17 protein-coding genes and 1 riboswitch are annotated in these 19,056 nt (G+C 69.5%); of the genes, 8 read left to right on the forward strand and 9 right to left on the reverse strand.

Annotated features, from left to right (window positions below; translation table 11 throughout):
* Positions 1-56 precede the first annotated feature (56 nt).
* Positions 57-581, reverse strand: a complete 525-nt coding sequence (locus OO68_RS33985) for a hypothetical protein (protein ID WP_033313097.1) — start codon at positions 579-581, stop codon at positions 57-59.
* Positions 582-685: 104 nt separating this feature from the next.
* Positions 686-2,125, reverse strand: a complete 1,440-nt coding sequence (locus tag OO68_RS33990; RefSeq protein ID WP_033313098.1) for a gamma-aminobutyraldehyde dehydrogenase — start codon at positions 2,123-2,125, stop codon at positions 686-688.
* 164 nt (positions 2,126-2,289) lie between these two features.
* Between OO68_RS33990 and OO68_RS33995 the strand changes: the two genes are divergently transcribed.
* The 7 genes from OO68_RS33995 to OO68_RS34025 all read left to right on the forward strand — a co-directional run bounded on the left by OO68_RS33995 (position 2,290) and on the right by OO68_RS34025 (position 9,348).
* A complete protein-coding gene (locus OO68_RS33995) occupies positions 2,290-2,829 on the forward strand; it encodes an Lrp/AsnC family transcriptional regulator (protein ID WP_033313100.1) in 540 nt (179 codons plus the stop codon).
* 13 nt (positions 2,830-2,842) lie between these two features.
* On the forward strand, positions 2,843-4,210 hold the full coding sequence (locus tag OO68_RS34000; protein WP_078625622.1) for an aspartate aminotransferase family protein: 1,368 nt from the start codon (positions 2,843-2,845) through the stop codon (positions 4,208-4,210).
* Between the two features lie 207 nt (positions 4,211-4,417).
* Positions 4,418-5,167, forward strand: a complete 750-nt coding sequence (locus tag OO68_RS34005) for an ABC transporter ATP-binding protein (protein ID WP_033313103.1) — start codon at positions 4,418-4,420, stop codon at positions 5,165-5,167.
* Positions 5,149-6,801 (forward strand): hypothetical protein, encoded by a 1,653-nt coding sequence (locus OO68_RS34010; protein WP_033313105.1) that lies wholly within the window; start codon positions 5,149-5,151, stop codon positions 6,799-6,801. Before OO68_RS34005 ends, OO68_RS34010 begins: the two co-directional genes overlap by 19 nt.
* A 142-nt stretch (positions 6,802-6,943) precedes the next feature.
* Complete coding sequence (locus OO68_RS34015; protein ID WP_033313107.1) at positions 6,944-7,351, forward strand: VOC family protein; 408 nt, start codon at positions 6,944-6,946, stop codon at positions 7,349-7,351.
* A 24-nt stretch (positions 7,352-7,375) separates the two neighbouring features.
* Entirely contained in the window at positions 7,376-8,497 is a 1,122-nt protein-coding gene (locus OO68_RS34020; protein WP_033313108.1) for an LOG family protein, read from the forward strand.
* 155 nt (positions 8,498-8,652) lie between these two features.
* On the forward strand, positions 8,653-9,348 hold the full coding sequence (locus tag OO68_RS34025; RefSeq protein WP_033313379.1) for an LAETG motif-containing sortase-dependent surface protein: 696 nt from the start codon (positions 8,653-8,655) through the stop codon (positions 9,346-9,348).
* A 61-nt stretch (positions 9,349-9,409) separates the two neighbouring features.
* Here OO68_RS34025 and OO68_RS34030 read toward each other — a convergent pair whose 3' ends face one another.
* The 5 genes from OO68_RS34030 to rlmN form a co-directional block, all read right to left on the reverse strand.
* Positions 9,410-10,207 (reverse strand): maleylpyruvate isomerase family mycothiol-dependent enzyme, encoded by a 798-nt coding sequence (locus OO68_RS34030; RefSeq protein ID WP_033313109.1) that lies wholly within the window; start codon positions 10,205-10,207, stop codon positions 9,410-9,412.
* A gap of 24 nt (positions 10,208-10,231) precedes the next feature.
* The gene (locus tag OO68_RS34035; RefSeq protein WP_033313110.1) at positions 10,232-11,251 is read right to left on the reverse strand and encodes an ABC transporter ATP-binding protein; all 1,020 of its coding nucleotides are present in this window, start codon (positions 11,249-11,251) and stop codon (positions 10,232-10,234) included.
* The gene (locus OO68_RS34040) at positions 11,251-12,915 is read right to left on the reverse strand and encodes an ABC transporter permease (protein WP_033313112.1); all 1,665 of its coding nucleotides are present in this window, start codon (positions 12,913-12,915) and stop codon (positions 11,251-11,253) included. Before OO68_RS34040 ends, OO68_RS34035 begins: the two co-directional genes overlap by 1 nt.
* Positions 12,891-13,928, reverse strand: a complete 1,038-nt coding sequence (locus OO68_RS34045; RefSeq protein WP_051814909.1) for a thiamine ABC transporter substrate-binding protein — start codon at positions 13,926-13,928, stop codon at positions 12,891-12,893. Before OO68_RS34045 ends, OO68_RS34040 begins: the two co-directional genes overlap by 25 nt.
* A gap of 124 nt (positions 13,929-14,052) precedes the next feature.
* Positions 14,053-14,159, reverse strand: a riboswitch (TPP riboswitch).
* 24 nt (positions 14,160-14,183) lie between these two features.
* A complete protein-coding gene (rlmN, locus tag OO68_RS34050; RefSeq protein ID WP_033313115.1) occupies positions 14,184-15,290 on the reverse strand; it encodes a dual-specificity RNA methyltransferase RlmN in 1,107 nt (368 codons plus the stop codon).
* A gap of 205 nt (positions 15,291-15,495) precedes the next feature.
* On the opposite strand from rlmN, the gene OO68_RS46425 reads away from it, so the two are divergent.
* Positions 15,496-16,848: a HEPN domain-containing protein gene (locus tag OO68_RS46425; protein WP_157852778.1), complete on the forward strand. Its 1,353-nt coding sequence runs from the start codon at positions 15,496-15,498 to the stop codon at positions 16,846-16,848.
* A gap of 359 nt (positions 16,849-17,207) precedes the next feature.
* Here OO68_RS46425 and OO68_RS34055 read toward each other — a convergent pair whose 3' ends face one another.
* Complete coding sequence (locus OO68_RS34055; RefSeq protein WP_033313116.1) at positions 17,208-17,693, reverse strand: NUDIX domain-containing protein; 486 nt, start codon at positions 17,691-17,693, stop codon at positions 17,208-17,210.
* A 19-nt stretch (positions 17,694-17,712) separates the two neighbouring features.
* Complete coding sequence (locus OO68_RS34060) at positions 17,713-18,927, reverse strand: helix-turn-helix domain-containing protein (RefSeq protein WP_033313117.1); 1,215 nt, start codon at positions 18,925-18,927, stop codon at positions 17,713-17,715.
* Positions 18,928-19,056 lie beyond the last annotated feature (129 nt).

Raw genomic sequence — 19,056 nt, forward strand, 5'->3', positions numbered from 1 at the left:
TGTGGGGGATCACATGCGGGGAGACGGCGTGAAGGTTCTCGGGGTAACAGTTTTTCTCAGCCGCCGAACGCCGGGGCGGTCACGGGCGCGGTCAGCGCCTCCAGCCGCTTGATCCGCTGCCGGACGACGTACAGCGGGATCACGCCGAACACCCCGAAGGCCATGTCGATCACCGACCACCAGAAGGGGATCCCCCGGAGCGGTCCGCAGATCAGGGCGAGCGGGATGATCCCCGCGCAGGCGATCATGCCGAACTCGACGACCCAGATGTTGCGGACCGGGTCACGGTAGGGCCCGTAGAAGGCGACCGCGATCACCAGGTGCGCGAAGGCCAGCCAGTCCGTGCCGTAGAGGAGGAAGGGGTATTCCGCGTCGGCCTGGTCCAGGCCGGCCCGGACCCGCCCGATCCACTCCGCCAGCCCGGGCAGGTGGTCGCCGACGGAAAACGCGCGCAACAGATCCTCGGTCCACCGCAGTTCGTGCACCAGGGGAAAGGCCGTGGCGCCGCTGAGCACCAGGCACACGACAAAAAGGGCCAACCAGGCGCGGATGCCCTTGAGCAGGGCGGCTCTGTCGTTCATGGAGGCACTCTACGCCCAAGTTGAACATGTTCAAAAAAGAGGGCGGGGCAACGGAACGGCCCCGGGCGGCAGCGCCCGGGGCCGTTCACGACCGAACCGTGTGACTACGCGTCCAGCGACGTCATCACGTGCTTGATCCGCGTGTAGTCCTCGAAGCCGTAGCCCGAGAGGTCCTTGCCGTAGCCGGACTTCTTGAAGCCGCCGTGCGGCATCTCGGCGACCAGCGGGATGTGGGTGTTGATCCACACGCAGCCGAAGTCGAGCTTCTTGGACATCCGCATGGCACGGCCGTGGTCCTTGGTCCACACGGAGGAGGCCAGCGCGTACTCCACGCCGTTGGCCCACTCCACGGCCTGCTCCTCGTCGGAGAAGGACTGCACGGTGATGACCGGGCCGAAGACCTCCTTCTGGATGATCTCGTCGGTCTGCTTCAGGCCCGAGACGACGGTCGGCGCGTAGAAGTAGCCCTTGTCCCCGACCCGCTTGCCGCCGGCCTCCACGCGCGCGTGCGCGGGCAGCCGGTCGATGAAGCCCTCGACCTGCTTGAGCTGGTTGGGGTTGTTGAGCGGGCCGAACAGCACGTCCTCGTCGTCCGGCTGCCCGGTCTTCGTCTCGGACGCGGCCTTGGCCAGCGCGGAGACGAACTCGTCGTGGATGGACTCGTGGACGAGCACGCGCGTGGCGGCGGTGCAGTCCTGGCCGGCGTTGAAGTAACCGGCGACCGAGATGTCCTCGACGGCCTTGGTGATGTCGGTGTCCTCGAAGACCACGACCGGGGCCTTGCCGCCCAGCTCCAGGTGGACGCGCTTGACGTCCTTGGAGGCGGACTCGGCGACCTGGATGCCGGCGCGGACGGAGCCGGTGATGGAGGCCATCGCCGGGGTCTCGTGCTCGACCATCATGCGGCCGGTCTCGCGGTCGCCGCAGATGACGTTGAAGACGCCCTTGGGGACGATCGAGCCGATGATCTCGGCCATGAGGACCGTCGAGGCCGGGGTGGTGTCCGACGGCTTCAGCACGACGGTGTTGCCCGCCGCGATCGCCGGGGCGAACTTCCACACGGCCATCATCATCGGGTAGTTCCACGGCGCGACCTGCGCGCAGACCCCGACCGGCTCGCGGCGCACGATGGAGGTCAGGCCCTCCATGTACTCACCGGCCGAGCGGCCCTCCAGCATCCGCGCCGCGCCCGCGAAGAAGCGGATCTGGTCGACCATCGGCGGGATCTCCTCGGAGCGGGTCAGCCCGACCGGCTTGCCCGTGTTCTCCACCTCGGCCGCGATCAGCTCCTCGGCGCGCTCCTCGAAGGCGTCCGCGATCTTCAGCAGGGCCTTCTGGCGCTCGGCGGGCGTGGTGTCGCGCCAGCCGGGGAAGGCCTCGGCGGCCGCCGCCATCGCGGCGTCCACGTCCGCCTGCCCGGACAGCGGAGCGGTCGCGTACGCCTCGCCCGTCGCGGGATTGACCACCTCGGTGGTCCGTCCGTCGGCGGCGTCCTTGAACTCACCGCCGATGTAGTTGCGCAGACGACGCAGCTCGGTGCTCACTGCCGGCCCTCCAGTTCGGATGTCCAGTACTTGAGACACCCACCCTAGTCGGCCGACCCACGTTTTCAACACCCCCGCTCCCTTCGATCGTGCGGAATTCGCAGGAGTAGAGGACTCAAACAACGAATTTCATCGATCCAGGCTTGCGGAAGTGTCGAGACCTCGTGCACAGTGACCTCGTGGCCAGTCGAAGCGCAGAACAGAAGGGCTCGCGGGAGTCCCGCGAGCCCTCCCGCGAGTCCAGGAACGGCAGCTCGCCGCAGCTGGACGCCGTGTCCCTCGCCATCATCGAGCAGCTCCAGGAGGACGGCCGCCGGCCGTACGCCGCCATCGGCAAGGCCGTGGGCCTGTCGGAGGCGGCCGTGCGCCAGCGCGTCCAGAAACTGCTCGACCAGGGCGTGATGCAGATCGTCGCCGTCACGGACCCGCTCACCGTGGGCTTCCGCAGACAGGCGATGGTCGGCGTCAACGTCGAGGGCGACGTGGAAGCGGTCGCGGACGCGCTGTCGGCGATGTCCGAATGCGAGTACGTGGTGATGACCGCAGGCTCCTTCGACCTGATGGTGGAGATCGTGTGCGAGGACGACGACCACCTCCTGGACGTCATCAACAAACGCATACGGGCGGTGCCCGGAGTGCGCTCCACCGAGAGCTTCGTCTACCTCAAGCTCAAGAAGCAGACCTACATGTGGGGAACCCGATAACCGTGAGGACCCGATAGCCGTGAGCAAGGACCTCTCCCAGTCCGCGTACGACCACCTGTGGATGCACTTCACGCGCATGTCGTCGTACGAGAAGGCCCCCGTCCCCACCATCGTCCGGGGCGAGGGCACGTACATCTACGACGACAAGGGCAAGCGCTACCTGGACGGCCTCGCCGGCCTCTTCGTCGTGCAGGCCGGGCACGGCCGGGTCGAGCTCGCCGAGACCGCCTTCAAGCAGGCGCAGGGGCTCGCGTTCTTCCCGGTGTGGTCCTACGCCCACCCCAAGGCCGTCGAGCTGGCCGAGCGCCTCGCCGGGCACGCCCCGGGCGACCTGAACAAGGTCTTCTTCACCACCGGCGGCGGTGAGGCGGTGGAGACCGCCTGGAAGCTCGCCAAGCAGTACTTCAAGCTGACCGGCAAGCCCACCAAGCACAAGGTCATCTCCCGCGCGGTGGCCTACCACGGCACCCCGCAGGGCGCCCTGTCCATCACCGGCCTGCCGGGTCTGAAGGCCCCCTTCGAGCCGCTGGTGCCGGGTGCGCACAAGGTCCCGAACACCAACATCTACCGCGCCCCGCTCTTCGGTGACGACCCGGAGGCCTTCGGCCGCTGGGCCGCCGACCAGATCGAGCAGCAGATCCTCTTCGAGGGCCCGGACACGGTCGCCGCGGTCTTCCTGGAGCCGGTGCAGAACGCGGGCGGCTGCTTCCCGCCCCCGCCCGGCTACTTCCAGCGCGTCCGCGAGATCTGCGACCGGTACGACGTGCTGCTCGTCTCGGACGAGGTCATCTGCGCCTTCGGCCGCCTGGGCACGTACTTCGCCTGCGACAAGTTCGACTACGTGCCGGACATGATCACCTGCGCCAAGGGCATGACCTCGGGCTACTCCCCGATCGGCGCGTGCATCATCTCCGACCGCCTGGCCGAGCCGTTCTACAAGGGCGACAACACCTTCCTGCACGGCTACACCTTCGGCGGCCACCCGGTCTCCGCAGCCGTGGGCCTGGCCAACCTCGACCTGTTCGAGCGCGAGAACCTCAACCAGCACGTCCTGGACAACGAGGGCAACTTCCGCGCCACCCTGGAGAAGCTCCACGACCTGCCGATCGTCGGCGACGTCCGCGGCAACGGCTTCTTCTACGGCATCGAGCTCGTGAAGGACAAGAACACCAAGGAGTCCTTCAACGACGAGGAGACCGAGCGCGTCCTGTACGGCTTCCTCTCCAAGGCGCTGTACGACAACGGCCTGTACTGCCGGGCCGACGACCGCGGCGACCCGGTCGTCCAGCTCGCCCCGCCGCTGATCTCCGACCAGTCGACGTTCGACGAGATCGAGCAGATCCTGAGGGCCACCCTCTCGGAGGCGTGGACCAAGCTCTGACCCGCGTCGCTCCGATCGTCTGCCTGGATGATCAACAACGGCCCCGGTGCCGCCCGTTCGAGTGAGAAACGGCGGCCCGGGGCCGCGTGCTGTCCGGCGTCCCGGCCCCCTTCTGCCTAGCGTGCCCAGTGACCGATCGGCCCTGCCTTCGTTCCCCCGCACGGGGGATGGCACGGGAACTACGGATCTGAACCGAGGTGTACGCGCATGGAGGCCCCGCCGGACAACGACGTGCTCTGGGCACGCGCCCTGCACTTCCAGCACGACGACGGCTCGCCCGCGCTCTGCGGCGTCTCGCTCGGCGTGCGCGAGGGCGAGATCCTCGCCCTGAGCGGCCCGCGCGGCAGCGGTAAGACGACCCTGCTGCGGTGCCTGTCCGGCCTGGTGCCCGTCCGGCGCGGCGAGGTCTGGTTCAACAGCATGCCCGTGCACACCATGGGCCCCCTCACCCGCGAGCGGCTGCGCCGCGACCGGTTCGGCTGGATCGACCCGGCCCCCTCCCTGGTGCCGGAGCTCAACGCCTGGGAGAACACCGCCCTGCCGCTGATGTTGCGCGGCACCAGCAGGCGCCGCGCCAAGACCGCGGCCCTGGAGTGGCTGGAGCGCCTGGACATCGGCGACAGCGCCCGCAAACGGCCGCACCAGCTGGTGCAGGCCGAGCGGCAGCGGGTCTGCATCGCCCGCGCCCTGGCCCCCGCCCCGTCGGTGCTGTTCGCCGACGAGCCCACGGCGCCCCTGCACCGCGCCGACCGCGCCCATGTGCTGCGCACCCTCACCACGGCGGCCCGTTCCCACCGCATCACCGTCGTCCTGGCCACCCACGACGCGGAGACGGCGTCCCTCGCCGACCGCACGGTGTCCCTGCTCGACGGGCGGCGCGTGCAGACGGTCCACCTGCCGCCGGTCGCCGAGACCAGCGAACCGGAAGGCCGGGCCGCGTGCTCGCTCTCCGTCTGACCCGCGGCGCCCACCCCGCCGTCCAGCTGCGCCGCCTGTTGGTCACGGCGGCCTCGGCGGGCACGGGCTTCCTGCTGCTCTGCGCCCTGGGCTACGCGCTGGGCCACCCCGGCTCCCCCGGCTCCGCCGCGCTCAGGCTGGCCTGGTGCGCGGCCCCGCTGGCCGCCACGGTGTACTTCGCGGTCGCGGTGGCCCGTACCGACCCCGGCACCAAGCCCCGCTCCGGCCTCTCGGCCATCGGCCTGGGACCGGTCCGCATGATGGCCGTCTCGGCGACGACGACGGCCCTGTCCTGCACGCTGGGCTCGATGCTGGCCCTGCTCGTCTTCCTGCACCTGCGGGGCGACCTGACGGGCATGCCCTTCGACGGCGCCGCCGCCGACTCCCTCGCCGCCGGCCGGCCCCTGCCGCTGCCGGGGGCCCTGACCCTGCTGGCGTTCGTGCCCGTCGGCGCGTCGGTGGCGGTGGCCATGGTCCTGCGACCGCGCGAGGCGGGGCCCGCCGCGCCCCGGGCGGCCCGGATGTACGGCCGCTTCGGCGCCTACCGGCGCACCAGCAATCGCGAGACCTTCGGGGCGTACGGCCGGTTCGGCCGGCAGATCGTCCGGCCCACCGACGGCCGTACCGCCGAGCCCGCCGCGAAGAGCGGCCCGCCGACGGCCCGGACCGGCGGGTCGGCCCCTGCGGCGGCCGCGAGCCCCGGCGGGACGGTGAGCGCGGTCGCGGACCCCGCCCGACCGCCCGCGGTGGACGCGGGCGCGGTGAATCCGGGCGCCGTTGATGCGGGCGCCGTGGATCCGGGCGCCGTGGATCAGCGCGTCGTGGACCCGGCCGCGGAGGCCGCTTCGCCGGCCGCGCCGCACCGGGCTGCGGAGGCCGCCCCGGCCGGCGATCCCGCCCAGCGGCTCAGCGCGCACGCGGCGGCGCCGGACGCGGCCGGAGCCATCAGCCCCGCCGGGGCCCTGACCCTGCACCCCGTCCCTGCGACGCCCGACGTCCCCGACGAGGTCTCCGAGGCAGCCCTGCCGGACACCGTCGCCGCTCCCTCCGGTCTGCCATGGGGCATCACCGTGCTGGCCGCGGGCCTCGCCGTGGTGAGCTACACGAGCCGTACCGCTCCGACACCCCCTGACCTCTCCTTCTCCGGCGCCTCCCCGGGCGTGCTGGCGGGCTGGGCCCTGGCCGCCGTCGGTCTGGCCCTGGCCGGTCCGGGCCTGACCCATCTGTGCGGACGGCTGCTCCAGTCGGCCCGCCCCGGCGCCCTGCGGCTCCTGGCCGGCCGCATCCTCATGGCGGAGGCCGTCCGCATCGGGCGTCCCCTGGGCGTCGTCTGCGCGGTCCTGTCCGCCGCCTGGGCCATGGCGCTGCTGCACGCCCCGGACGGGCTCTCGCTCGGCCCGCTCACCACCCTCGGCGTACTGCTCGTGACCGGGTGCACCACGGCGACGCTCCTGACGGCGGCCGTCGAGGCCAGGCAGGCCCGCGCCGGCACCACCGCCGCCCTGATGCGGCTCGGCGCCCCCGCCACGACATTGCGCAGCGCCGCCGCCCTCCGCGCGGGCGCGCTGCTCGCCGTGTTCGGTCCGCTCACCCTGACGGTCGCGGAACTGGCGGCGCTCCCCCTGGCGCGCTGAGTCCCGCGACCGCTCGCCGGAGGACCGCCGGAAGACCCGCCGGAAAACTCGTACGAAAAAAATCTCCGTAGGGCGATGAGTTCCGGACCGGCGCCCGGTCTATCCCCGCGTAACGACACGGACTTGATGGGAGAGACCTCGCATGTACCAGCAGATGATCTTCGTGAACCTGTGCACCGGCGACCTCGGCGCCTCGAAGAAGTTCTTCACGGAGCTTGGCTTCACGATCAACGAGCAGTTCAGCGACGACACGACCGCCTCGGTCGTCATCAGCGAGACCATCGTGGTGATGGTGCACACCAAGGAGAAGTACACGCAGTTCACGAAGAAGGACGTCGTGGACTCGACGAAGACCAGCGAGGTGCTGATCGCGCTGAGCGCCGAGAGCCGCGAGAAGGTCGACGAGCTGGTCGAGAAGGCGGTCGCGGCGGGCGGTTCCGTCTCGGGCGAGACGCAGGACCACGGCTTCATGTACGGCCGCGCCTTCGACGACGTGGACGGCCACACCTTCGAGGTCGTGTGGATGGACCCCGCGGCCGTCCAGGGCTGACGGCGTGCGGCCTAGCATGGGCGGGTGCAGACGATGCCCGCCCATGCGGCCCACCACGACGACCGTGAGATAGAGACCCTCGAGGAGTTCGACGCGACCGTCACGGCGCGCGGCACCCTCGCCGGATACCGCGTCCAGGCCGTCGATCTGACGGACCGTACGCGCGAGCTGCTCACCACGGACACCGCGGGCGCGGTCTTCCTGGGCTGCGCGATGCGCGGGGACGCGGACGCGAAGGTCCGGGCCGACGGCGCCCTGGTCTTCCCGCCGGTCCCGGGCCTGCCGTTCGACCCGTACCGCGGCCTGGTCTACTCCCCGGACGAACTCTTCGCGTCGCTGGCCGACGGCTACGAGGCCACGCCCGACGCCCTCGCCTACGCCTGGTTCCAGCGCACCAAGGCGGACCGCGACATCTACGCGTCGATGCTGCGCTCGGTTCACGACGACTCCGTCTCGGACGCGCTCGACGAACTCCTGTCCGGCGTTCGGGTCGTGGGTGTCATGGGCGGCCACGCGATGGCCCGCGGCACCGAGGAGTACGCGGGCGCCGCACGCCTCGGCCGGGAGCTGGCCCGCGCCGGCTTCACGGTGGCCACCGGTGGTGGCCCGGGCGCGATGGAAGCCGCGAACCTCGGCGCGTACGTCGCCCCCTTCGACGACGAGATCCTCACCGAGTCGCTCGAACTCCTCGGCAAGACACCGCACTTCACCCCGTCGATCACCCAGTGGGCCGCGGCCGCCTTCGAGATACGCGCCCGTCGGCCGCAGGGCGGCCGCTCGGTGGGCATCCCGACCTGGTTCTACGGCCACGAGCCGCCGAACGCCTTCGCGTCGCACATCGCCAAGTACTTCGCCAACGCCACGCGCGAGGACGGCCTGCTGGCCCGGTCCAACGCGGGCGTGGTGTTCCTGCCGGGCGCCGCCGGGACCGTACAGGAGATCTTTGACAACGCGACGCCCAACTACTACGAGTCGCGCGGCGAGCCGACGCCGATGGTGCTGGTGAACCGCGCGCACTGGACGGAGAAGCTGCCCGCGTGGCCGCTGCTCCGCTCGCTGGCCCGGGGCCGCTCGATGGAGGCGCGGATCGCGCTGGTGGACCGGATCGAGGAGGCGCCGGAGGCGCTGAAACGTCTCGGCGGTTAATAAGAAGGCAAAGCAAGTGCTTGCAACCTGCATATGCGTTGACACTACTTATGCGGCGCTTATAGACCTGAGAGCCTCCCGGTGGTGCTGATGTCCAGTCAGCACTGCCTCAACCCCCCGCTTGAGCAATCCCGTAAAGGACAAACGTGGCAGTTCTGTCCGTATCCCGCCGCGCACGTGCCGTGCGCGTCCTCGGTGTCGTCTCCGCCTCGGCCGCGATCGCGCTCGGCACCGCCGGCAACGCGCTCGCCTGCGACATCAGCGAGTTCTCCGCCGAGGCGAAGTGCGACGGTGACAAGGGCGTCATCACCGTCACCGACGTCGACCCCGCCGGCATCCCGGCGACGGTCACCGTGTACCTGGAGAACAACGGCGCCGACGTGAAGAAGGTCGGCGAGCAGGAGGTGAAGGGCTCCCGCGAGGGCACGACCATCACCTTCGCCGAGAAGTGGAAGCCCAACGCCGAGTACCGCATCCACGTCAAGGCCGCCGGTTACGTCGACGAGGACATCAAGCCGAACCTCGTGACCCCGGCGACCGCCTGCAAGAAGGAGGAGCAGCCCCCTTCGACTCCTCCGGCTTCGACTCCCCCGGCGACGCCGACCACCCCGTCGGCCTCCCCCTCCCAGCCCGCCGAGGACAGTGAGTCCCCGGCTCCGGAGCCGTCGGAGAGCCAGAGCACGTCCCCGGCGGGCAACGTGCCCGCCCCGGCCGGTGACTCCAACCTCGCCGAGACCGGTGCCGACTCCAACACCGGCATCATCGCCGGCATCGCGGCGGCCCTGGTCGTCGTCGGTGGCGGTGCGGTGTTCTTCGGCATGCGCCGTCGCGGGGCGAACAGCGACAGCTGACGCCCGCGGCACACTCCGTGATGTGGCCCGTCCCCGACCGGGGGGCGGGCCAGGTCCCGTCTCAGCCGAAGGTGGCCCGCTCCAGCCAGAACTCCAGCAACTCCCGCTCTCCCAGGACCTCCAGCTCCTTGGCGTCGAGCGGCAGCCGGCGGTAGAACGCGAGCAGCACGAAGGTGAGCGGCCCGCGCAGGGCGACCGTGGCCTTCTCGTGGCCCCGGCGCCGGCGGACACCGTCCTCGGTGAGCTCGACGACCCACTCGGCGTTGAGGTCCGGCCCGGTGTCGGTGGCGTGCAGGTGGATGCTGCTGCCCGGGCCGACCAGTTCCCCCACCACGTCCTGCGGCTCCGTCCGCTGCACGTACTCCACGATCTGGAGCCATTCGTCGATCGCGTCGGCGGCGACCTCGGGCGCGACGTCGTAGGGCAGCCCGGCGGCGAGGGCGGCGTCGGCGCGGTGCACGGTGATCTCGTGCGTCATCCTGCGGGCCCAGAACCCGGAGCTCTGTATCCCGGCCCAGCTCCACACCTTCGCGTCCGGTCCGGCCTCCCGGAGCGTGGCGACGATCTGCTCGCCCGACTCGGCCAGCCAGGCGTCCAGTGACGCGGCGTCACCGACGGCCTCGGGCCCGGCCACACCCGGCACCTGCTCCTCGGGCACCTCCTCCGCGGCCCGGGTCCGCACCATCAGCTCCGCCCAGCGCAGCGCGCCGCCCGTGTGCCGGACGAGTTCCTCCAGCGACCAGTCGGGGCAGGTGGGCACGGTGCCGGACAGGTCTGCCCCGGAGGTCACCACCTGCCGCAACAGGGTGATCTGGTGGGCGATTTCGTCGCAGTAGCGGTCGTGCGCGAGTGGCGTCATGCCTCGGACCCTAGGCGGGCGCGTTCAGCCGAGCACCACGATTTCCGCCGCGTCGAACTCCACGCCCACCTCGTCCCCGACCTCCGGTGCCGCCCGCAGCGCGCACGCCGCCTCCAGGCGCGGTGCGCCCTCGGGCTGGAGGTGCACGGCGACATGCGTGCCCCGGAAGGTACGCGCGGCCACCGTGCAGCGCAGGCCCGAGTCTGCGGGCACCAGGCGCACCCCGGCGGGCCGCACCAGCAGGGTCCGGGTGCCCTGCGGGGCACCCTCCGGCACCGGCACCTTGCCCCAGGGCGTGTCCGCGGCCTCCGCCCCGACCGTCGCCTCGACCACGTTCTCGAACCCGAGGAAGCGGGCGACGAAGGCGTCGGCGGGCCGCTGCCACACCTCAAGAGGCGTGCCGGACTGGGCGATCCGCCCGTCCCGCATCACCACGACCCGGTCGGCCAGCGCGAAGGCCTCCCCCTGGTCGTGCGTCACGGCGAGCACCGTCGTGCCCAACCGGCCGAACAGTTCCCTCAGTTCGACGACCAGCCGCTCCCTCAGCGACCGGTCGAGCTGCCCGAGTGGCTCGTCCAGCATCAGCAGCCGCGGGCTCGGTGCGAGGGCCCGGGCCAGCGCAACCCGCTGCTGCTCCCCGCCGGACAGCATCGCGACGGCCCGGCGTCCCGCGTCCGGCAGCCCCACCAGGTCCAGCAACTCCTGCACCCGCTCCGCCTGTTGCCGCTTCGGCTCGCCGTGCATCCGCAGCCCGAAGGCGACGTTCCCGGCCACGTCCCGCTGCGGGAACAGCTGGTGGTCCTGGAACATCAGCCCGACGCCGCGCCTGTGCGCGGGCACACCCGCCTGGTCGCGGCCGTCGAGCACCACCTGCCCGGAGTCCAGGGGCTGCAGCCCGGCCACCGCCCGCAGCAGGGTCGACTTGCCGCTGCCGCTGGGCCCGAGCACACACACGATCTCGTGCTCGGCGACCTCCAGATCGACGGCGTCCAGCACCGCCCGCCCGCCGAAACGGACCGTCGCGCCCCGCAGAGCCAGCAGCATCAGAACTCCCCCGTCCGGTCCGTGCGAAGCCTCTCCAGCACCAGCAGGGCCACGGCGCACACCACCATCAGAATCGTCGAAAGGGCCATCGCCTGCCCGTAGTTGAGGTCACCGGGCCGCCCCAGCAGCCGGGCCACGGCCACCGGCAGCGTCGGGTTGTCGGGCCGTGCGATGAACACCGTCGCGCCGAACTCACCCAGGGACACGGCGAAGGCGAACCCGGCGGCGATCAGCAGCGCCCGGCGCACCATCGGCAGGTCCACCTCCCGCCACACCCGCCAGGGCGAGGCCCCCAGCACAGAGGCCGCCTCCCGCAACCGGACGTCCACGGCCCGCAGCACGGGCAGCATGGTCCGTACGACGAACGGCACCCCGACCAGGGCCTGCGCGAGCGGCACCAGGATCCAGGAGGACCTGAGGTCCAGCGGCGGCTCGTCGAGGGAGATCAGGAACCCGAAGCCGACGGTGACCGCGGACACCCCGAGCGGCAGCATCAGCAGCGCGTCGAAACCGCGCACGAACCGCCCGGCGTCCCGGCGGGTGAGCGCGGCAGCGGCGAGACCGCCGATCACCACGGCGATGAGCGTGGCGGCGACGGCGTACGACAGGGAGTTGCCTATCGCCTCGATCGGCGGGACCAGGAAGACCCCGCCGTCCTCGCTGGTCAGCGCCCGGTAGTAGCCGAAGCCCGGCGCGCCGAGGGACCGCTGCACCAGCACGGCGAGCGGCAGCAGGAGCAGGACGACGACCGTGGCGAGGACCCCGCCCAGCAGCGCCCACTGCCCGGCGCCGCGCGGCCGGCGCGCGGTCACGGACGGGTCCACCAGCCGCAGCGCGGTCTCCCGCCGCCGCACGGTCCAGGCGTGCACGGCGAGGATCGCGCCCACCGCGACGAACTGGATGAGCGTCAGCACGGCCGCCGTGGACAGGTCGAAGATCTCGGACGTCTGCCGGTAGATCTCCACCTCCAGGGTGGAGAAGGTGGGCCCGCCGAGGATCTGCACGACACCGAAGGAGGTGAAGGTGAACAGGAAGACCATGAGCGCCGCGGCGGCCACGGCCGGGGCGAGGGCGGGGAGCGTCACCTGCCGCCAGGCCCGCAGCGGGGACGCACCGAGCATCCGCGCGGCCTCCTCCTGCCGCGGGTCGAGCTGCGCCCAGAGCCCGCCCACGGTCCGGACGACGACGGCGTAGTTGAAGAAGACGTGCGCGAGCAGGATCGCCCACACCGTGGTGTCCAGCCGTACGCCCCACAGTTCGTCGAGCAGCCCGCCCCGCCCGACCAGTGCCAGGAACGCCGTACCGACGACGACCGTCGGCAGCACGAACGGCACGGTCACGACCGCCCGCAGGACCTGCTTGCCCGGGAAGTCGAAGCGCGCGAAGACGTACGCGCCGGGAAGCGCGACGATCAGCGTGAGCGCGGTGGAGACCAGCGCCTGCCAGGTGGTGAACCACAGCACGTGCCGGACGTCGGACTGCGCCAGCACCTCTCCGATCCGCGCGAGGTGCCAGGTCCCGTCGGTCTTCAGGCCGCGCGCGACGATCGCGGCGACGGGGTAGGCGAAGAAGACCGCGAAGAACGCGACGGGCGCGGCCAGCAGACCGAACCGCGCCGCCGCGCCCCGCTTGCGCACGGCTACTTCAGTACGAGTGAGGTCCACGACTTGACCCACTGGTCACGGTGATCGGCGATCTTCGCCGGGGCCATGGTCTCCGGGTCCTTCGCCTGCGGCCCGTACTTCACGAACTCCGGCGGCACCTGGGCGCCCTCGGTCACCGGGTACACGAACATGTTGAGCGGCATGTCCTCCTGGAACCTCTTGCTGATGAGGAAGTCGAGGAGGGCCTTGCCACCCCTGGTGTTCTGGGCGTTGCTGAGCAGCCCCGCGTATTCGACCTGCCGGAAGCAGGTGCCCTCGGCGACGCCGGTCGGGGCGGAGGTCGGCTTGGGCTTCGCGTAGAGCACCTCGGCGGGCGGCGAGGAGGCGTACGACACGACGAGCGGCCGGTCCCCCTTGGCCTTCTTGCCACTGGCCGAACCGGAGAACTCCTGGTTGTAGGCCTGCTCCCAGCCGTCGACGACCTTCACGCCGTTGGCCTTGAGCTTCTTCCAGTAGCTCTCCCAGCCGGTGTCGCCGTACTGCGCGGCGGTGCCGAGCACGAAGCCGAGCCCGGGCGAGGAGGATGCGGCGTTCTCGGTCACGAGCAGGTTCTTGTACTGCGGCTTGACCAGGTCGTCGAAGCTCTTCGGCGGCTCCAGCTTGCGGTCGGCGAAGTACTTCTTGTCGTAGTTGACGCAGATGTCGCCGGTGTCGATGGGCGTGACCCGGTGCTCGTCCTGGTCGACCCGGTACTCGGCCTTGACCTGCTCGGACCCCTTCGCCTCGTACGGCTGGAAGAGGCCGTTGTCGAGGGCGCGGGAGAGCAGGGTGTTGTCGACGCCGAAGAAGACGTCGCCCTGCGGGTTGTCCTTGGTCAGGATGGCCTTGTTCACGGCCTGTCCGGCGTCGCCGTCCTTGAGGACCCGGACCTTGTACCCGGACTGCTTCTCGAAGGCGGCGATGACGTCCTCGGACGCGGCCCACGAATCGTGGCTGACGAGCGTCACGGTCTTGGAGTCGCCGGACCCCTGGCCGCCGTCGGACGACCCGCACGCGGCGAGCGTGCCGGCCATGCCGAGACCGACGACCGCCGCCGTCAGCCGCTTGATGGTGTTGCCCACTGGATTCCTCCTGGAGTGACCAGGAGAAGACGCGGCCCCGCCCGGGACTTCCGGGGTCCCGGGCAGGGCGCAACAGCTCGAGTGATGACCGATCTCCCTACCCAGAATGACCTGGGCCAGGTTCGGAGGGTCTGCGGCCGTGTGCCGCACTCTCAGCGCTGTGGCGCTCCCCTGTCGGAATATGCAGATGTTCTTACGGCGGTCAGACTACCGTTCGGTGGCAGCGAGCTGACCACACGCCCCGTCGATCTCCTGACCACGGGTGTCCCGGATCGTCACCGGCACACCATGGGCGGCGATGGCCTCCACGAAGGCCTTCTCGTCCTCGGGCCGCGAGGCCGTCCACTTCGACCCGGGCGTCGGGTTCAGCGGGATCAGGTTCACGTGCACGGGCTTGCCCTTGAGCAGCCGCCCGAGCCGGTCACCCCGCCAGGCCTGGTCGTTGATGTCCCGGATCAGGGCGTACTCGATGGACAGCCGGCGCCCGGACTTGGCGCTGTACTCGAAGCCTGCGTCCAGCACCTCCCGGACCTTCCAGCGTGTGTTCACCGGCACGAGGGTGTCGCGCAGCTCGTCGTCGGGGGCGTGCAGCGAGATGGCGAGGCGGCACTTGAAGCCCTCGTCGGCGAACCGGTGGATGGCCGGGACGAGACCGACCGTCGAGACGGTGATCCCGCGCTGCGAGAGCCCCAGTCCGTCGGGCTCGGGGTCGGTGAGCCGCCGGATGGACCCGATGACCCGGTTGTAGTTGGCGAGCGGCTCGCCCATGCCCATGAAGACGATGTTGCTGAGCCGCGCGGGACCGCCGGGGACCTCCCCGTCGCGCAGGGCGCGCATCCCGTCCACGATCTGATGGACGATCTCGGCGGTGGAGAGATTCCGGTCGAGACCCGCCTGCCCGGTCGCGCAGAACGGGCAGTTCATGCCGCACCCGGCCTGGGAGCTGATGCACATGGTCACCCGGTCCGGGTAGCGCATCAGCACGGACTCGACGAGCGTCCCGTCGAACAGCCGCCACAGCGTCTTGCGGGTGGTGCCCTGGTCGGTCGACAGATGCCGCACGACGGTCATCAGCTCGGGCAGCAACGCCTCCCGCAGCCGCCCCCGGGCAGCGGCCGGAATGTCGGTCCACTGCTCCGGATCATGCGCGTACCGCGCGAAGTAGTGCTGCGAGAGCTGCTTGGCACGAAACGGCTTCTCCCCGACAGCGGCAACGGCCTCCTTGCGCTCGGCAGGAGTGAGATCGGCAAGATGCCGCGGCGGCTTCTTGGCTCCGCGGGGGGCGACGAAAGTGAGTTCTCCGGGTGCAGGCATAACCCTCCCAGTGTCGCAGATCAACTCGGGGAGCCCAGGCCAGAGCGGGGTGGGGGTGGTCACCCGTGGGTGCCGACTGTCAGCGTTGGTCGGCCTCGGACGGCCCAGGGACGGCCCAGAGGCTGACGCGGCGGCCCGCTCTCCGGTAGCGACATCTTTCCGTAAATCGGCTGATTGTGGGATCCGGAACTGCCAGACTACCGCCATGGACAAAGTACACACCAAGGCAACAGAACTAGTTTTGAATGCTGCCGCCGACGCCGAATCCTCAGATAACCCAAAACCGTGGGACTATGGCTGGTGCAGCGAATCGTACCGACACTCTGAGAACGCCGCCATCTCTTCACCGAACGGCCCGATTCGTCTATCTAAAGCAGGCGTTGAGAAACTGGAAGAGCTTCACGCATTACTCTCTAAACAGTCACAGGTGCGCGACCGATGGAATCTGGAAGAACTTTGGGGATACCTAGCGACACTCATTGCCTTTGTCTACAGATCAGAAGGACCGGAAGATAGAGCGAGGCGACTACTAGCGCGCATTCTCTACACAGAACCATCCGTCGTCATTTTCCCGGTTTCCAACATTGCATGGACCGGGGATCCGATAAGAATGGGAAAAAAGAATGTAGTCGGTCTCCTAGATGACGCATTTGTTGATGCAGTGCAAAATCTGGGAGGCCGTGGGGCGGCACACAGAAAGCGGATTGCGGCCTACGTGGGGGACCTAAAACACAGGGAGCCGCGAATCGGATTTGCCACACTCGTTCCGGGACAACGTGGCAAGGCGCGCCGCCAAGCGGCAAGGAACTTTCAGGCCTTGGTGGACTTGACGATGATGCTCGTCACGAATAAAAGCGATCGTCGTCTGTGGTCCCTCAGGGGCGACACGAATCGCCCGGGCCTCAGAGGGATCACACTGGACCGGAAGGCTGTCGAGACCAGCCTCAGAGAGTCGGGCGACCATGTGGAACTGTACTCAAACCCACTGGTGATAGACGCTATGGGAAACAACGGTGGCATCCAGTGGCGTGGAGAAGATCCAATCCCCTTGAAGGAACTACTAGCGGACGATTCACTCCGTGCCGCCGTCGAGACATGCCTTACGCAAGAGAATAGCTTCCTGCGTCGACTGCATGTCGCCGCTCGCTGGTTCGCCGAAAGTTATTGGGCTTCAGCCCAGGATGATGCAGCACTGGCGGCGGGCGTGGCACTGGACGCTCTCCTGGGATCAAAATCTGCTCTTCCTGGACGGGCCATGAAAGAGCGGTACGCCTTGCTTGAACGAGACCCCAAAATGAGGTCACGACGCGCGAAAGAACATGAGGAATTTTATTCGGTGAGAAGTACGGTCGCCCACGGCGGTGAAGTTCGCAAGCTCAGCGAAGGCAATTTTTTGAGAGACATGCAGGACTCGGTAACCTGGGCAGCATGGAGATTGCTCGACATTTTCGCAACATTCCCAGTATCCAGCGACAAAGAGTTTGAATCGCTGTTTGACGAAATTCGGTGGGGGACGCGCGAGTGGCCTTTGGCAGAAGGTACCGACTCGCCAGGTTGACCCGCCAGGTCGGCGGAGCGGCTTTGGGCTGGAGCTGCTTTGGGGCGAGTGATCATGGCCCCTTAAGCTTCCGGCGAGTCGGGCAGTCTGTGGACCTGCCCGTTAAAGCACGACGTTGGGGCCATGATCTTAGAGGCTCGCCCCAAAGTGGCTGCCTAAAGCCGCGGAGCCGACCGCCCCAGCCACAGAGGGTGTCTACCGCTTCGTGCCCGCAGCTCGCCAGCGCGCCGCCGGGCGCGGCCAGCCGGGGCGCAGACAGGAGGCAGGCCGCGCCGCAGAGGCGGCGCGTGCCCGCGCCGTGCGCGGGCTCTTGATGGATGTAGGGAAATTCTTACCGCACTGCGGTCAGTCCTGCGTGATCACGCAGCTCGGCTCTCCGGCCTCTGGCCATGCTCCAAGTAGACCGGGGCAGACTCGGACTTTGCCTCGGCCGCCGCGAGGATGCGTCGGGCCAGTCGCGGGATGGTGCGCTCCGTGATCTGCTCCGAGGACAGAAAGGCGAAGCTCTTCAGCTCGTCGGCCTGCAGAACGATCGCCGCCAGGTGCTCCTGCCTGAGCTGGCCGCCGTCGAACAGGTACAGCACCTTGTCGCCCTCGGCCTCGTTCGGGGCCCAGTCGACCGCGAGCAGGCGCCCGATGGGCGGCTTGATCCCCAGCTCTTCCTGGACCTCTCGGACGGCCGCGTGCAGCGGAGACTCGCCGGTCTCGACGTACCCGCCGGGGATCTCCCAGTAGTCCTTGTACGTGGGTTCCACCATGAGGACCCGCCCTGCGGCATCAAAGAAGAGCGCACCCGCTGCCATGCGCGGATGCGCCATCTTCGCTTCCTGTGCGTTCAGTGCCATGCAGCCGAGACTACCCAGCTCAGATGACATGCAGCCTGTTGGCCAGGTCCGCCAGGCTGCGGCTCGGCCGGCCTTTCTGGTTCCGGACCCAGGTGAGCACGAGTTCGCGCGCGAGGTAGTGGTTCCGTACCTGCTCAGGGGCCCAGCTCTCCGCTTCGAGGATCTTCGCCAAGGCGTCGTCCATGCGGTTGTGGGCGCTGAGGGCTCGGGCCACTTCGAGGTTGTGGCGTGTGCGGCGCTCGGTCGGCAGCGCGCTGGTGTCGATCTGCGGGCCCAGATTCACCGCGACCTGCATGTCTCCCAGCTCTGCGGCGGTGGCTACGCGGTGGATGGCCACATTGGTCGGGCCGAAAGCGGTCCACACGTGGTTGGCGTCGGTTCCCAGCCGCCGGGCTGCCTGGTCGGCCTCGGTGAGGAAGGTCTGGGTCGTGGCGCGGTCCTCCGCCCGTGCAGCCGCCATGGATCCGGCGAGGAACAGGGTTCCGTAGATCGACAGGAACTCGGGGTTCGCATCGTCCAGGCCGGGGCGGAGGTACTCCCCTGCGTCGCCGACGAGCTGCGTGGCGGTGTCGAACCGGCCGGTGGACAGCAGGCAGTGGGCGACGGAGCGGAACAGGGACCCGGTCACCACGGCATTGCCGGACTGCTGGGCGGCGGCCAAGCCGCGGTCGGCTGCGATCCACGCCAGATCGGCCTCGCCGAGCTTGGTGAGCACCATGGCCGCGCCCTGGTAGGTCATCGCCATAAGTTCGTGCGCTTGCTCGCGCTCCCGGCCCTGGTAGGCCTGGGCCGCGATGAGCGCGTCGGCCAGCAACAGCGGGAGACGGCGGGTGGCGAACGCGTAGCGCGAGTCCTGGTAGGCGTCCCATACCTCGGCGACGCTGCTGCGGAGTTCGTCGAGTGAGGTGGGCTCGCCCTCGGTCGTGACTCCGAGAAGAGGGGTCAGCTGGCGGTAGTTCATCAGGGCCGAGCGAAGTGCCGGCACCGTGCGCTTGCCGCTGTCGGCTGTCCAGTCCAACAGGGTGGGCTCGGCGAGCAGGTCGCCCAGGGTCACGTCGAGTGCATCGGCAAGCGACTTGATGACCGAGAGCCGGTCCAGCTCGATCCGGTTGTTCTCGGCCTTGCTCAGCCAGTCGACGGTTCGGCCGACCAGTCCGGCCAGGACTTCTTGGGACATGCCACGCCTGCGGCGGTACCAGGCAACGCGTTCGCCGATCGTCAGGTTCGTCGTCATTCCTCGCATGGCAAGAGCGTCCCCCCGTCTCTATGTGGAACCCCGGAGAGTTTTTCCGGGGTACTCCGGCGACCCGCTCCTAGCGTTGCTGACAACCCCAGGGACTGTCAGGTCGAACCACGACGAAGG

Source organism: Streptomyces iakyrus, assembly GCF_000717055.1.
Lineage (GTDB): Bacteria > Actinomycetota > Actinomycetes > Streptomycetales > Streptomycetaceae > Streptomyces > Streptomyces iakyrus.